15 protein-coding genes are annotated in these 14,565 nt (G+C 61.8%); 4 read left to right on the plus strand and 11 right to left on the minus strand.

The features are described from left to right. Window positions 1-57: 57 nt before the first annotated feature. A complete protein-coding gene (locus tag ACIPV6_RS05970; protein WP_400269989.1) occupies window positions 58-1,677 on the minus strand; it encodes an MFS transporter in 1,620 nt (539 codons plus the stop codon). Between the two features lie 261 nt (window positions 1,678-1,938). Further along, window positions 1,939-2,727, minus strand: coding sequence for a putative protein N(5)-glutamine methyltransferase (locus ACIPV6_RS05975; RefSeq protein ID WP_400269990.1), 789 nt, complete (start codon window positions 2,725-2,727; stop codon window positions 1,939-1,941). Between the two features lie 268 nt (window positions 2,728-2,995). Between ACIPV6_RS05975 and ACIPV6_RS05980 the strand changes: the two genes are divergently transcribed. Continuing rightward, on the plus strand, window positions 2,996-3,193 hold the full coding sequence (locus ACIPV6_RS05980) for a hypothetical protein (protein ID WP_397324826.1): 198 nt from the start codon (window positions 2,996-2,998) through the stop codon (window positions 3,191-3,193). A gap of 45 nt (window positions 3,194-3,238) precedes the next feature. Then, entirely contained in the window at window positions 3,239-3,499 is a 261-nt protein-coding gene (locus ACIPV6_RS05985; protein WP_400269991.1) for a hypothetical protein, read from the plus strand. Between the two features lie 72 nt (window positions 3,500-3,571). Here the strand turns inward: ACIPV6_RS05985 and ACIPV6_RS05990 are convergent, their stop codons facing one another. Further along, a complete protein-coding gene (locus tag ACIPV6_RS05990; protein ID WP_400269992.1) occupies window positions 3,572-6,133 on the minus strand; it encodes an ATP-dependent DNA ligase in 2,562 nt (853 codons plus the stop codon). A gap of 38 nt (window positions 6,134-6,171) precedes the next feature. On the opposite strand from ACIPV6_RS05990, the gene ACIPV6_RS05995 reads away from it, so the two are divergent. Next, window positions 6,172-7,038 (plus strand): Ku protein, encoded by an 867-nt coding sequence (locus ACIPV6_RS05995; protein WP_400269993.1) that lies wholly within the window; start codon window positions 6,172-6,174, stop codon window positions 7,036-7,038. A gap of 92 nt (window positions 7,039-7,130) precedes the next feature. Here ACIPV6_RS05995 and ACIPV6_RS06000 read toward each other — a convergent pair whose 3' ends face one another. From ACIPV6_RS06000 to ACIPV6_RS06015, 4 genes are all read right to left on the minus strand, one after another. After that, the gene (locus ACIPV6_RS06000; RefSeq protein WP_400269994.1) at window positions 7,131-7,967 is read right to left on the minus strand and encodes a carbohydrate ABC transporter permease; all 837 of its coding nucleotides are present in this window, start codon (window positions 7,965-7,967) and stop codon (window positions 7,131-7,133) included. Beyond that, window positions 7,964-8,926 (minus strand): carbohydrate ABC transporter permease, encoded by a 963-nt coding sequence (locus ACIPV6_RS06005; protein ID WP_400269995.1) that lies wholly within the window; start codon window positions 8,924-8,926, stop codon window positions 7,964-7,966. Before ACIPV6_RS06005 ends, ACIPV6_RS06000 begins: the two co-directional genes overlap by 4 nt. A gap of 6 nt (window positions 8,927-8,932) precedes the next feature. Next, a complete protein-coding gene (locus tag ACIPV6_RS06010; RefSeq protein ID WP_400269996.1) occupies window positions 8,933-10,231 on the minus strand; it encodes an ABC transporter substrate-binding protein in 1,299 nt (432 codons plus the stop codon). A gap of 61 nt (window positions 10,232-10,292) precedes the next feature. Next, window positions 10,293-11,510: an aminotransferase class V-fold PLP-dependent enzyme gene (locus ACIPV6_RS06015; protein ID WP_400269997.1), complete on the minus strand. Its 1,218-nt coding sequence runs from the start codon at window positions 11,508-11,510 to the stop codon at window positions 10,293-10,295. Between the two features lie 245 nt (window positions 11,511-11,755). Here ACIPV6_RS06015 and ACIPV6_RS06020 point away from each other — a divergent pair, with 245 nt between their 5' ends. Beyond that, window positions 11,756-12,448, plus strand: a complete 693-nt coding sequence (locus tag ACIPV6_RS06020) for a FadR/GntR family transcriptional regulator (protein ID WP_400269998.1) — start codon at window positions 11,756-11,758, stop codon at window positions 12,446-12,448. Window positions 12,449-12,565: 117 nt separating this feature from the next. On the opposite strand, the gene ACIPV6_RS06025 is transcribed toward ACIPV6_RS06020, so the two are convergent. From ACIPV6_RS06025 to ACIPV6_RS06040, 4 genes are all read right to left on the minus strand, one after another. Further along, entirely contained in the window at window positions 12,566-12,832 is a 267-nt protein-coding gene (locus ACIPV6_RS06025) for a Rho termination factor N-terminal domain-containing protein (protein WP_400269999.1), read from the minus strand. A 20-nt stretch (window positions 12,833-12,852) separates the two neighbouring features. Continuing rightward, window positions 12,853-13,563, minus strand: a complete 711-nt coding sequence (locus ACIPV6_RS06030) for a DUF6766 family protein (protein ID WP_400270000.1) — start codon at window positions 13,561-13,563, stop codon at window positions 12,853-12,855. A 3-nt stretch (window positions 13,564-13,566) separates the two neighbouring features. Then, window positions 13,567-14,067 (minus strand): DUF6328 family protein, encoded by a 501-nt coding sequence (locus ACIPV6_RS06035; protein ID WP_400270001.1) that lies wholly within the window; start codon window positions 14,065-14,067, stop codon window positions 13,567-13,569. A 139-nt stretch (window positions 14,068-14,206) separates the two neighbouring features. Next, window positions 14,207-14,377 (minus strand): hypothetical protein, encoded by a 171-nt coding sequence (locus ACIPV6_RS06040; protein WP_397324848.1) that lies wholly within the window; start codon window positions 14,375-14,377, stop codon window positions 14,207-14,209. Window positions 14,378-14,565: the final 188 nt, after the last annotated feature.

Consider the following 14,565-nt stretch of genomic DNA (forward strand, 5'->3'; position numbering starts at 1 on the left):
CGGCCGAGGGCCGCGGACTATCAGTAGCGCTGCGCAGAAGTTGCAGGCAAGCGGTTCCTAGACTCCGGCGAGATCCTTCTTGTCGTTGCCGAAGGCGACATCGCTGACGGGCTGGCCGTCGAACGGCATCTCGTCCAGGTTGATCAGCGGGTTGGTGTCCTGCGTTTCAACGAGCTCGCGGGCTTCGGCCGGAGTGTCCACGCTGGGCATGGAGCCCGGAAGCGGGCGCTGTGCCGATTCGCGAAGGAAGAAGATGGCAATGGCGCCAATAATGGACGTGGCCATGAGGTAGTAGGCAGGCATCATGTCGTTGCCCGTTCCCTCGATGAGGCCCTGCACGATGAACGGCGTGGTTCCACCGAAGATCGCCACGGAGAAGTTGTAGGCGATACCCATTCCGCCGTACCGGCTGGAGGTGGGGAACAGTGCCGGAAGTGCTGAAGCCAGGTTGGCAACGTAGAAGGTCACGGGGAAGGCAACCAGTGCCAGGCCGGCCAGGGTGGACCACACTTCACCAATACCGATGAGCATGAAGGCCGGGATGGCGAACAGCACGGTGCTGCCTGCACCGATCCACAGCACTGGACGGCGGCCGATGCGGTCGGACAGCTTGCCGGTCAGCGGAATGCAGATGGCCATGACCACCAGGACCGGAATGGTCAGCAAGGTGCCGTGGACGGGGTCGTAACCCTTGGAGTCCGTGAGGTACGTGGGCATGTAGGAGGTCAGTGCGTAACCAACGGTGTTGGCTGCGGCCGCAAGGATCATGGCCAGCACGATCTGGCGCCAGTAGGCCTTGATGATGCCAACCGGGCCCTTGGCGACGTCGGCATCCTTGGAGGCGGCGTCCTTTGCGATGGCCTCCTGGGCGTCCAAGGTGGCCTGGAACTGCGGCGATTCCTCGATCTTGCTACGGAAGTACACGGCGATCAGGCCGAGCGGACCTGCGATCAGGAACGGAAGCCTCCAGCCCCATTCCTCCATGGCTGCCTGTCCCAGCGCGAGCTGGAGGACGGAAACCAGGGCCGCGCCGAGCGCGAAGCCGATGTAGCTGCCCATGTCGAGGAAGCTGGCGAAGAAGCCGCGGCGCTTGTCCGGTGCGTATTCGCTGACGAAGGTTGTGGCACCGGCGTACTCGCCACCGGTGGAGAAGCCCTGGACGAGCTTCAGGATGACCAGCAGCGCGGCGGCCCAGATGCCGATCTGCGCGTAGCCGGGCAGGAGTCCGACGGCGAAGGTACTTGCCGCCATGAGCATCAGTGTTGCTGCGAGCACCTTCTGGCGGCCCACCTTGTCGCCGAGCCAACCGAAGACCACGCCGCCGAGGGGGCGCGCGATGAAGGTTGCGGCGAAGGTGCCGAGCAGGAAGAGTGTCTGGACCGACTTGTCGGCTTCCGGGAGGAAGACAGGTCCCATGGTGGTGATGAGGTAGCCGAACACGCCCACGTCGTACCATTCCATGGTGTTGCCCACGATGGTTCCGCCGAGTGCTTTCTTGAGCATGGGCTGGTCCACCACGTTCACGTCGGATTCCTTCAACCGGCGCTTGGTGCGGAGCTTCATTTTCTTTGGGTTCTTAGCAGTATCGGCGGCAGCCGGGGTGGTGGCTGATGCCGGGTTTCCGGTGGCGTTCCTTGCGCCGTCCGGAGAGACGATCTTGCTTGGGTCTATGGGCATTTGGGCTTCTCCTAGGGAGGTCATTTGCTTGCGACTTCTGCTGCCCCGCTCTGGGCAGGGTTTCAATTTTACGCGTTTTTGCCCCGAAACCCGAGTTGAGATCCGATTTATTGGCCATATCTGGGTCAAAATTGCCCAGATTCCTTACTTGTTTTTGCCCGTTCTTGCCCTGCAATCACGCGGTTTTTGGCCACCGCGGGAGCACTGTTACCAAATTGTTTAGCTCAACCCACGCAACGGGGCCGATTCCAGCGGGAAAGCTTACGGATGTGGGACAGTCTCCGGCCCGCGACCCAGCACCAGAGTGGCGTCCACCCCGGCATCCGAGGCAATGCGGGCCCAGAGCCCTGCGCCGGACATCAGCAGCGCTGTTTCCGGGGCTCGCTCCGCAGACGACTCAATCAGCACCAGCCCACCCGGCGCCAGCCACTCAACCGCACCGTCCACAACCCGGCGTTGGACCGCCAAACCGTCAGTGCCGCCGTCGAGCGCTGTCAGTGGCTCGTGAAGGCGCGCCTCCGGCGGCATCATGCGGATCGAGTCAGTGGGCACATAAGGAGCATTCACCAGCAGGATGTCAACGCGGGCCATCAGGTGGCGGGGGAGCGGGGCGAAGAGGTCGCCCTGGTAGACGCGCCCGCCCCGCGGCTCGATGTTGCGGCGCGCACACGCCACAGCGACAGGATCAATATCGGCCGCATACAGCTGGCTGGTTCCCAGGGCGTCGTGGACGGCGGCACCGATCGCACCGGAACCACAGCAAAGATCGACGACGACGGCGCCTGGCTTCCCCAGCGACGCCGCCTGCCGCACCAGGAACTCCGTGCGCCGCCGTGGCACGAAAACGCCAGGCTCCACAAGCATGCGGGTGCCACAAAAATCCACCCACCCCAGGATGTGTTCCAACGGCATACCCGCGATGCGCTGCCCAACCAGGTGCTGCAGGTGTTCGGGGTCCCGGGCAGCCGCCAGGAGCAGTGCTGCCTCGTCCTCTGCGAAGACGCAGCCGGCAGCCCGGAGTGCGTCGACGATCGGGGACCCAGGAGACATTGCGCCTATGCTAGCAAGGGGTTCCGCCGCCCGGGGTTCCCAAACGCGGCCCATCTTGGCTAAGGTGTGACGCATGGGAACATTGATTTTTGAGTAAACCGCCTGCGCCACATGATGCGCAGCCGAGTTTCACCTGACAAGAATCCACGCCTGTTGAGGCCCTGCCTCCATGCCGTTCCCGTTGTCGCCTTCTTTGCTTCATGACCACACCGTGACGCCGTGGTTCCCGCGCCTCTCCAGGACTTCACCACCTTTGAGGAGTCCACTTATGACTGCCAACACGCCAGATAACAACCAAGCCGCCCAAGGCGGAATCAAGTCCAAACTTACCGACGCCCAGCGGGCCATGCTTGACAGCAAGTCCGGGGGAGGAGCCCCGGGTGGTTGGCAAAGCACGGGCAAGGGCCACAAGCCAACGCACGCCAGCGGGAAGCAGGCAAAGACCATGAAAAAGGTCCGCTGGTAGGCCTAAAATTGAAATCCCTTCGTTTCACTGAGGAAAGGAAGAACCATGACTGCGAACCACGATTCCGGAGGGATCAATCCCGAGGTTGCCAGCCACTTGGTGGAGTCCATGGACATGGCTCCGATGCCTGAGCCGGCTGCCATAGCGGTTACTCTCGGCACCGAGCAGGGCAATCAATGGCCGGATGGTAACGGCAAACGGCGGCACCCCAAGGACCACGATCAGTCCCACGGCCGCGCAGGCCAGGGCGCAGCGGTCACGGCGGTCCACCGGACCAGCCGGCCCCAGATGCCCCACTCCTCCTGATCCAACCCCCGCCTGCCCAACTAGGGGACAGCACACGTTCCGCTGAGCGCTCAATGGAACGTTAGCTGTCCCCTAGTTGGGCAGGCCCACATCGGAAGGCGACTTGTCCGGGCGCCACCCTTTCCATACGGGATGCCGCAGCCGCCCGGGACCCGTCCATTCCCCGAAGGTCACTTCTGCCACGAGGTCCGGCTCTACCCAGGTCGCCCCGGCGGCGTCTTCGCGCGGAATGTCCAGGAAGGGCGATTCCTTCGTGGCGCGGGGCTGGAGCTTCCCCAGGATGTCCTTGAGTTGCCAGTCGGAGAACCCGGACCCCACCCGGCCCACGTACCGCAGCTTGCCGCCGTCGGGAATTCCCAGGAGCAGCGAGCCGAACGTCCCGCTCCTTGCGCCGGCACCGGGGCGCCAGCCGCCGATCACCACTTCCTGGCTCTGCTCCAGCTTCAGCTTGATCCACGAGCGGCTTCGCCTCCCCACGGTGTAGCGGCTGTCCGCCTTCTTCGCCATGACGCCTTCCAGACCAAGTTCGGCGGCTACCGCCAGGAGGTCGTCCACGTCGTGGTCCAGGACCTCCGAGATCCGCAGGGGACAGCCATCGCTGAGCCTGTCCGCGAACGAGGACAAATGTTCCCGCCGCTCGCGGAACGGCAGCCTGCTGAGGTCCGCGCCGGCGTCGTACAAGAGGTCGAAGAGCATCAGCTGAACCGGAACCGACGTCCGGGCCCGCTCGATGTCCGCCGATTTCACCAGGTTCATCCGTTGCTGCAGCCGGCCGAAATCGGGTTTGCCGCCCTTGCCGAAGGCGACGATTTCCCCGTCGGCCACGAAATCGCCTTCGGGCCAGCAATTGCGGTCCGTGAGCTCCGGATAGGCTGCCGTGAGGTCGTTGCCGTTGCGGCTCATGAGGCGGATCCGGCCCTCCGTCCCCGTGATGATTGCGCGGATCCCGTCCCACTTGAGTTCGTAGAGCCAGTCACCGCCGCTGAGTTCCCCGGTGGTTCCCACCGAGGCCAGCATCGGCGCGTAGTCCGGCATTGGTTCAGGCGCGACGGCGGCAGGTGCCTTGGGCGTGGAACCCGCCTTGGTCGGGGCCGTCGGCGTCCTGGGCGCCGCCGGGACCGGCTTTCGGCCTCCCGGCTGCTCCTTCATGAGGTGGATGAGCCAGCGATCGCCCGTGTTGATCAAAGCGAAGCGCTTGGTTCCGCCCAGGCCGCCGCCCGGTTCACCCGTGAGCGTGGCGATGACTTCCTTGCCGTCGCGCCACTTCTCGCACGTGAATTCACCGCGATCCCAGATGGTCACCGTTCCGCCGCCGTACTCGCCTTTGGGGATCACTCCCGCGAAGTTGGCGTAATCCATGGGGTGGTCCTCGGTGTGGACCGCCAGGTTGTTGCGGTCCGGCGTCTCCGGGACCCCACGGGGAAGCGCCCAGGAGACCAGGACGCCGTCGTGCTCCAGCCGGAAATCGAGGTGGTAGCGGCGGGCGTGGTGCTCCTGGATGACGAAGATGCCGCCGGGCGGCGCGGGGTCGCCGGGCCGCGGTTGATCGGACGAGGCGGTGGCCGTCCCGCTCGAAGACACGGACGACGCCGGGAACGGTTCCGGAGTCTTGCCCGGATCACGCATTCCTACATACTTGGCCAGGCGTCCCTCCACAGTGACCTTTTCCCGGTCGCCCTTCTCTGGCGACCCGGCACCCTCAGCGGGAGTGCCGTCGTCATCCTCGCTGTGCGGCGGCAGGTGCCGGGCGGAAATTGACGCGAAGTAGTCCTCGCCCGTACTGACCCGGTCCATCACCTCCGTGAACTCAAGATGGCCGAGCTCCGGGTCGTCCAGTTCATCCCAGGTCCGGGGCGCGGCGACGGTGGGGTGGGGCTTGCCGCGCAGGGAGTAGGGAACAATGGTGGTTTTGTTGCCGCTGTTCTGGCTCCAGTCCACCAACACCTTGCCGCTCCGCAGCGACTTCTTCATGTCGCTGACCACCAGCTTTGGATGGTCAGCCTCAAGGGCACGGGCGAGCTCGTGGGCGAATGCCGAAACCTGCTCGGACTTCAGCGTCCCTTCCAGCCCGGTGTAAAGGTGGATGCCCTTGCTTCCGCTCGTGACCGGTACCGGCTCCATGCCCATGTCCTGCAAAATGGAGCGGGCCAGCTTGGCCACCTCAACGCACTCCGGCAAACCCGCGCCGGGACCGGGATCCAGGTCCAGGACAAAGCGGTCCGGCCGCAGGGGAGCCCCGGACGGATCCACTTGCCACTGCGGAACGTGGATTTCCAACGAGGCAATCTGCGCCATCCACGTGAGCGTGGCCAGGTTGTTGACCATGGGGTAGACATTGGTGTGGTCGGAGTGATGGATGGTGGCACGCGGGATCCATCGGGGAACGGAGCTTTCGAGGTTCTTCTGGAAAAACACTTCCCCGGGGTTTGCGGCCGTGCCCACGCCGTTCACCCAGCGCTTGCGTGTCACGGGCCGGTTGGCCGCCGCGGGAATGAGGAACGGGGCAACCGCGGCGTAGTAGGCCAGCACTTCGGCCTTGGTGGTGCCGGTCTCCGGGTAGATGATTTTGCCAAGGTTGGTGAGGGTCAGTTCGTGGCCCTCAACGGTGACACGTTCCTTCTGCTTGCCTGCCACCTCTTCTCCTCTGCTGGCTTGTGCTGTTGACTGGGTGCATGAGGGCCATATGGAAGGGATCTATCGCGTTCGGTCTGGTCAACGTACCAGTTAAGCTCTACAGCGCCACAGAGGACCACGACATTGGACTCCACCAAGTCCACAATAAAGACGGCGGACGCATCCGTTACCAGCGGAAATGCGAAATTTGCGGCGAAGTGGTGGCGTACGAGGATATTGACAAGGCTTACGAAGAAGAAGGCCGAACTGTCGTCCTCACTTCCGCCGAATTGAAATCGCTGCCTGAAGAGAACAGCCGCGAAATCGAAGTAGTGGAATTCATTCCGGCCGAGCAGCTGGACCCCATCATGTACGAGCGCAGCTATTTCCTGGAGCCGGACTCCAAATCGCCCAAGGCATACATGCTGCTCCGGCAAACGCTGGAGGATACAGACCGGATCGCCATAGTCCAGTACGCCCTGCGGCAAAAGACCCGTTTGGGCGCCTTGCGTGTGCGCGGCGACGTCCTGCTTCTCCAGGCCCTTTTGTGGGGCGACGAAGTGCGCGAGGCCAAATTCCCGTCCCTGGAAACGGACATCAAAATTTCGGACAAGGAACTCGAAATGTCCTCCGCCCTGGTGGAGTCCATGGCCCACGACTTCGATCCGGACGAATACACCGACGACTACCAGGTGCAGTTGAAGACGTTGATCGAGGCCAAGCTGGAGAAGGGCGAGGCCCTGGACACCGAGGCAACATTCGGCGTAGTGGAAGGCGAAGGCGAGGGCGGCGACGTCATCGACCTCATGGAAGCGCTCAAGCGGAGCCTGGACAAGAAGCGCGGCAAGGAAAAAGCGGACGACGACGACGCTGCCGCCACCAAGACGGCCAGCAGGCCGAAGGCGCGGGCCAAGAAAAAGGCTTGACCCGCCGTCGTTTTTTACCCAACTGAGTCGCAGTTAAGCGCGTTTAGAGCCGCCAAAACGCGCTTAACTGCGACTTAGATGGGCTGTTCGCCTCAGCCTTTGACGGAGCCGGCCGTCAGGCCCTGGACGATGAACTTGCTGGCGAAGGCGAAGATCACCAGCGTGGGGACCACCGTGAGAACCGCGGCAGCGGACATGGAACCCCAATCAATGTTGAAGCTGGAGATAAAGCCGGCCAACGCCGTCGGGATGGTCTTGTTGCTGTCGCTGTTCATCAGGGTTACCGACAAGAACAGTTCGTTCCAGCAGTTGACGAAATTGAAAACGAAACTCGCAGCAATGCCGGGCAGCATCACGGGGACGATGACCCTGAAGAGTGCGCTCATCCGGGAACAGCCATCAATCATGGCAGCTTCCTCCAAGGCATCAGGGACGTTTTCGAAGAAGCCCCGAAGCATGATGGTGCAGAACGGAATGCAAATGGCGATGTAGATCAGGATCAACCCGGTTTTGGAATCCACCAGCCCGAAGTCGGTCATCATCAGGTAGAGCGGACCCAAGGCAATAAACCCGGGGATCATTTGCGTGATGAGGAAGGCGCCCAATACGGCCCCGCGTCCGGAGAATTGGAACCGCGCCAGGACGTAGGCGGAGAGCAAGGAAATGAGCGTGGCAACGGAGGCTGCCACCAATGCCACCACCAGGCTGTTGAGCATGTACTGGCCAAAGTCGGACTTCGTGAACAGCCCGACGTAATTGTCGAAGGACAATTGCTTGGGCCAATAGTCCAGCGGAAGGGAGTAAATGGCCCCCGGCTCCTTGAGGGACGTCACCACGATCCAGTACAGCGGGAACACCGTGACAATCAGGCATAGGCCCAGAAAGAGAAACTTTGAGACCCGGCCTACGAGCGTTGGACTGTTGATCATTGGGCTCCCTTTCGAAAGCGCACAGCCATGAGGTAGAAGGCTGCAAACAGCATGAGCGTGACCATGACGATCAAGCCCAGCGCGGACGCCTTGCCGTAGTCGCCTTCCTGCGTAATTTTGATCATGTAGGTGGTGATGATGTGGGTCTGGTCTGCCGGTCCGCCGCCGGTCATAGCGAAGATGATGTCCGGGAAGTTGAAGATCCAAATCACCCGCAGCAGGATGGTCAACGCCAGCGTCGTGGAAATGCTGGGCAGCGTGATGCTGAAGAACGTCCGTATCTTGCCGGCGCCATCCAACGCGGCGGCCTCATACATTTCGTCCGACACTGACTGCAGGGCAGCGAGGATCATGATGGCGAAGAACGTCACGCCGTACCAAATGTTGGCGATGATGATCGCGGTCATGGCGAAGCCCGGATCGGACAGCCAAGGAATGGGTGAGCTGATCAGGCCGGACTTCATCAGGAGGTCGTTGACAACGCCGAACTCGGCGTTGAACATCCAACGGAACAGCATGCCGATGAGGAAGCCGGACACGGCCCAGGGGAAGAAGATCATGGCCTGGTACGCTCCACGCATCCTGAACCGGCGTTTCAGGAACAGTGCCACCGCGAAACCGATGACTACCTGCGGGACCAGGGAGCCGACCACCCAGACCACGGTGTTGCGGACGATCGTCCCGAACTCCGGTGCGTCGAAGAGGCTCTGGAAATTACCGAGGCCAATCCACGACGTATCTGAAAGGTCATTCAGGTTCCAGTTCCGGAAGGCCATCTGGCTGCCCGCGATCATGGGGTAGTACGTGAAGATCCCCACGAACACCGCAGCCGGGGCCAGGAAGGCCAGCAAGGTCAGCGCTGTCCTGCCACTGAACTGCCTTTTCCTGCTTGCCGGTTCCCTTCGCAGGCCCTCGCGTCCCGAAGGCGGCGAGGTGGAACGCTTGAGGTCGAGGCTCATGGGCCTCTAGCCCTTCATCTTTTCTGTCCAGAACGTGTCCCAACTGGCCAGCAGCTCGGAGGTGCTCATCTGCCCTGTGAGCACCCGCTGGAGTTCGCCGTCGGACTTCTTGATCCACTCGGTCCACCAAGGCACGCTCCGGGGCTGGATGGCCGAAACGTAGGTGCCGGGGTTCTCCGTCATCTTCACGTAGGCAGCCCAGGGGCCGGTGCTGTAAAAGGTGTCCTGCGCGGCGGACTTCAGGGTAGGAACAAGGCTGTTGTCCTTGCTGAACGTGGTGGCCGCGTCGCCCTGTGCCAGGTACTTGATGAGCTTCACTGCTTCCGGCTTGGCGTTGGAGGACTGTGCAATACCCCAGCCGGCCGAAGCGACTGGCTGGATTGCCTTACCGCCCGGTCCCACCAGCAAGGGCGCAACATTCCACTGGTCCTGCTTGATGGCCTGAGACTCCTTGACAGTCGCGATGACCTCAGGGTCCTGGAGCAGGAACGCTGTGGAACCGTTGCTGAAGCCCTGGACCATCTCCGGGTAACCCCACGCCACGGAAGACGGCGGGGATCCCTTCTTGAAGAGGTCGATGTAGAGGTCCATGGCTTCCTGTGCCTTGGGGGAGGAGAAGATGGTCTTGCCGCTGGTCAGCTTGAAGGCGTTGCCACGGTCGATCTCGTCAGCAACGTAGGCCTCGATAATGGCCACCGCATTGGAATTGGCGTTGGTGCCACCGCGGAACGCATAGCCGAACTTGTTCTCTGACGGCTTGTTCAGGGCTTCGGCCTGCTTTGCCATCTCGGACCAGCTGCTGGGAGGACCGTCGAACCCGGCGTCCTTGACCAGGTCCGATCGGTAGAAGAGGGAGAGCCCGTAGAAGCCGTAGGGGATGTAGTAGGTCTTGCCGTTCTGCTTGGAATAGGTGACAGCGTTTTCGGTCAGGTTGTTCCAGCCATCCCAGCCATCCAGGTCCTTGGTCATGTCATAGAGCCAGTTGTTGGCACCGAAGGAACCCACGGTGATGTCGCGTGCCTCCACCACGTCCACGCCTTTGCCGGACTGAAGCATCTGTTGGATCTTCTGGTCAGCCTGGTCGGTAGGCGGCGAGATGAGATCGACCTTGATGTTGGGGTTTGCCTGCTCGAATCCGGCAAGGAGTTTCTTCAAAGTCTCTGTCCGGGTGGGGTTGGTGAGGCTTTCCACCATCTTCAGGGTGACCTTGCCATCGGCGGCGCTCTGTCCGCCACCGCCACAGCCTGCCAAGGCCAGAACTGCCGCCAGGCCTGCTGCGGCGGATGCCATGATTCTGGATTTCACGTGGGTCCTCCGTTGTTTGGTTAAGGTGGAGTGCGCCTTGCGTGGGCGCGGACAGTGATGTTTAGAGGGATTTGGCGAGCCGCACGAGTTCCGGCACCGCGCGTTCAGCGAAGATTTCGTAGTCCTGCGGCGAGTTGTAGAGGTGGGCGGAGAGTCGCAGGAAGCCTTCGCCGTTGAAAGTGGTCACCGCTGTTTCGATGTCCAGCTGGTCTGAAATGAACGCCCGGACGCTGTGCGAATCCTCATGCGTGGTGGCCAGGCCTTGCGGCAGGCGCAGCAACCGCAGGGGGCCTACGGGCATGCCGACACCTACTGCGTGGTTCTCTCCAGTGAGGTCAGCAAAGGCAGAGCCGATGATCGCTGCGCCGTAATCACACAGGGCCGTGGCATAGCTGCGGAACGTCGGCCAGCCGTAACGTTCTTCGATGGTGGTGAACGCGGTGCCTGCGGCCATCCAGGACGTGACATCCTGGGTCCCCACGTGGTCGAAGCTTTCCGGGAAGCTGTAGGGGAAACCCCATGAATCGATGAGTGGCGTCAGGCATTCGGCGCGATCTCCACGAGCGACGAGCGCAGCTGTGCCCCTGGGTGCGCACGCGAATTTGTGGAGGTTGCCAACCCAGTATCCGTCGAATTCGGGAACGGGAGCCGCCAGCACGCCCGGTGCGTGCGCACCGTCCACGAGCAAGGGCACCCCGACGGCCTTTGCAGCCTCCGCAATGGCCGTTACCGGAAACGCCCGGGCCGTTGCCGAGGTGATCTGGTCCAGCACGATCAACGCCGTCTTGTCTCCGACTTCCGCCATCACCAAGGCCGTTGCGGTCTCCGCGCAGGCATCCAAGGGGATCTCGGCAATGCGGACGCTGCCGCCGCACTTCCGTGCCACGCGGTGGGCGCCTTGAAGGACGGCTCCGTACGCGTGGTTCGTCATGACGATCTCCGCGCCGCGACCGAAGTCCAGCGAGTTATAGACGGCGGTCACTCCGGCGCTCGCATTCAGCACGAGTGCCGTGTCCCCGGCGTCGACCTCCAGGAAGGAAGCCACATCCGCCCGGGCTGCGGTCACGGCCTGGTACTGGCCCATGAACCAGGTGCACGGGTTTGCGTCCATGCGGGCCCTAAGTTCCAGCTGGAATTCCTGTGCCGCTCGGGGGACCGAACCGTAGGAGCCGTGGTTCAGGTGGACTTTGGAAGCTGTCAGGGTCCAGTCGGAGCGGGAAGGAGCGCCTTCAGGGGTTGTCAGGGGACGCGGAGCCGTCAGATTGCTGGCCAGATGCACAAGGGCCTTCCAGGTCGGTGAGTCAGGAACTGCCTGTAAGTTACCTCACATGTATGCCCGAGACAACAGACTTCTCTCCAAAGTCATAAGATGACTTTGGATCATAAGTACCAATTAGACCTGTTCTACAGGCTATTTGGACCAGGAGATACGATGTCTCTCCTCATGAAGTCTGATCACTTTTCCAAACGGAATACCGGGGCCGGAGTGCTGTAGCGTGTACCAAGTCTGGAGGAGGCGGGTAAATGGGTGCAGTTGAGACGGCCATGCAAGGCCTGCGCAACAAGATCGCATCAGGCGAACTGGCACCCGGACAGAAGTGTCCCCCGGAAGCGGAGTTGTGCGCACAACTGGGAGTCTCACGGAGTTCCTTAAGGGAGGCTGTCCGTGCCATGTCCGCGCTGGGGATCATGGAGTCCAGGCACGGTTCAGGGACGTACATATCGTCCTTGGAACCCACGGTAATCCTTCAGAACTTCGCGCTGCTGGTTGACCTGCTTCCGCTGGATGGCTTGCTTGAGCTGTTCGAAATCCGGCGATTGATGGAGTCGCACGCGGCGTCCGCAGCTGCGGCCAACGCGACTCCTGCCGCCCTGGCCTCGCTGACGGACCTGGTGGCGGCCATGGAAACCACCGCTGACCCCTCTGAGTACTCTGAACTGGACTCGCGGTTCCATGAGGAAATCTGCCACGCAAGCGGCAATGCCACCCTGGCTGGCCTGGTGCGCCTGTTCCGCTCGCGCGGTGGCCACTTCCACATTTTCGACGGCGATGAAGGCACCGTTGTGCGCGAAGGCAGCACAGCCGGCCACGCTGCGATCCTGGAAGCCATTGCGCAAAAGAACCCCACTTTGGCCGCCGTCGCCATGGGAGCGCACATTGCCCAGACCGAAGCCTGGCTCAAGCGGCTACGGCCTGTTCCGCGCCTCACGGAATGACCCGGGACGGCGACCGGCCCCGCAATCGTCACCAACCGCCGTCGTCACCCAACCAAGTAGCAGCAGATGCCGTTTTGAGCGTCCAAAACGGCATCTGCTGCGACCCGGTTGGGTGCATCAGTGGTTCCTCAACATTGAAATGAGTTCGGACTTTTTCTTGTCCGAGTATCCTTTCAGCCCGAGTTCTTTTGCGCGGGACTTGAGTTTGTCCACCGTCCAATCGTCGTAGTCGCCGGACTTTCCGCCCTTGTGTCCCACTTTGTCGCGGCCCTGTTTGGCAGCGGCATTCGATATCCGGGCGGCTTTCTCCTTGGACGCTCCGTCATCGCGGAGTTCCTCGTAAAGTTCGGGGTCCTTGAGGCTGGGATTCTTTTTCCCGGGCATGGTGGAGATCCTTTCTTTGCTTAGGTGCCGGTTTCATAGTGTGGCTCGGCTACGGGTTTGGACTCAGGAGATCCGCGTTGCCGCAAGTAAACGGAGGCGCCTACCAGTACTGCCACGGCGAGGAATTCACTTTGCCAGTTTTGGAATGACTCGAACCAGAATTGGCTTGAGCCAAGGTACTCCCACGTTGTGACCTGGGGGAGGCCGTGGCTGAGTTGCTCCTCGTTGTAGGCGGACGTTCCTCCGATGGCGTGCATGGCGAAGGAGGCGAGGAAAAGGATGCCCAGCAGTCCCGAGAGCGAATGTTCATAGACTTTCAGAACCCAACCTCCTCGCCGCACGGGCCAGGGTGTCTTAGCGGAAAGCCCGGCCTCGCGTGGATCCTCATCCTGTGGTGCGGGCTTGCCGATGGGCTTGGATTCAGATGACCCCTTCTGGAACAGGAAAATGGTCAGGACCACGTACATGGCCATCTGCAGAAACTCGGATTCCCAGTTCTCGAAGACGGCTTCCACGAAGTTTCCTGTTGCCAGGTACTCCGGGATTCCTACGGCCTGGCCGCCGTGGGTTTGTTGATCTTCGCTGTAAGTGGCGGCGCCGGAGATGATCATGCCGCACAGGAAGGCCACAAACAGTCCGGCATTCGCGAGCAACAGTCCGTGCTCCTTGAACCATCGACCGGTGCCGCTTGTGCTTGGTGGCGCGGCCTGGTTTTTGGTTGCTCCCGCCATGGGTCAGTCCTTCCTGTTCTGGAGGGCCCTGTGGTTCAGCCAGAAAGGCAATCCGACAACAAAGACAAGCACCACCACAACTATCGAAGCCCCTGTGACCAACCCGGCGGTTCGGCCAAGCGTGACATCGAAGACGAGCGCGGCTGAACCAACGATCAGGATGGCCACGCCGGCTACGGCGAGCTTGGTGATGTTGTCCGCGGTTGAAACCAGCGTGCCCTTGAGTCCGCGGCGAAACAGGCGGCGATGGACGCTGACGGGCAGGACGATCAGGATGGTGGTCAGAGAGGCGACCAGGACATTGAAGAGGTACAGGCCGGTCTGCCAATCGTCCAGGATGGAGAACCTCGATTGGAAGGGCAGGGTCAGCAGAAACCCACCCAGGATCTGGACGCCGGTTTGCAGGACGCGCAGTTCCTGGATCAGCTCAAGCCAGTTGCGGTCCATCTTCTCTTCGGTGGATTCGTTGCGGCCGGTCCGTGCCACCGGCTCTGTGTCCGCCATTTCAGGCACCTCCAAGTGGCTGTAGTGCACCGGAGGACTGCCCCCAAGCTGCAGCATCGCTGCGGGGACAGCCCTCACGGCCTTCTTGATGGTTAGGGTGTGCCGGCCTCATGGCCCGGCTGCTGTCGCGCTGCGGGCTCTATACCGTATGGCCGCGGCGACCTGACATGAAGCTGAGAAGCCAGCCGATGGCTGCGACTACCAGGAGGACGACGCCCACCCACAGAAGCCAGTTGAGGGCCGACGAGAAGCCGCCCACAAGAAGAAGGACAATCGCCACTACACCAGCAATGATCAGAAGCGTGTTCATGGTCAGCACATTCCTTTCTGGGAGGAATCCGGCCGTTATGTCGACGGATTCCTGACATGCATTCCGTTTACTTCAATTGAGTTATGCCGGTACCTGGAAACAGTTCCAAGGTGCCTATGCCGCGGGCCACTTAACTGGCCTCCGAAGTTGTCGGGTTCGCCAGTTGTGAACAGCGACACTCCTCATTG

The organism is Paenarthrobacter sp. NPDC089988 (genome assembly GCF_044748465.1).
Lineage (GTDB): Bacteria > Actinomycetota > Actinomycetes > Actinomycetales > Micrococcaceae > Arthrobacter.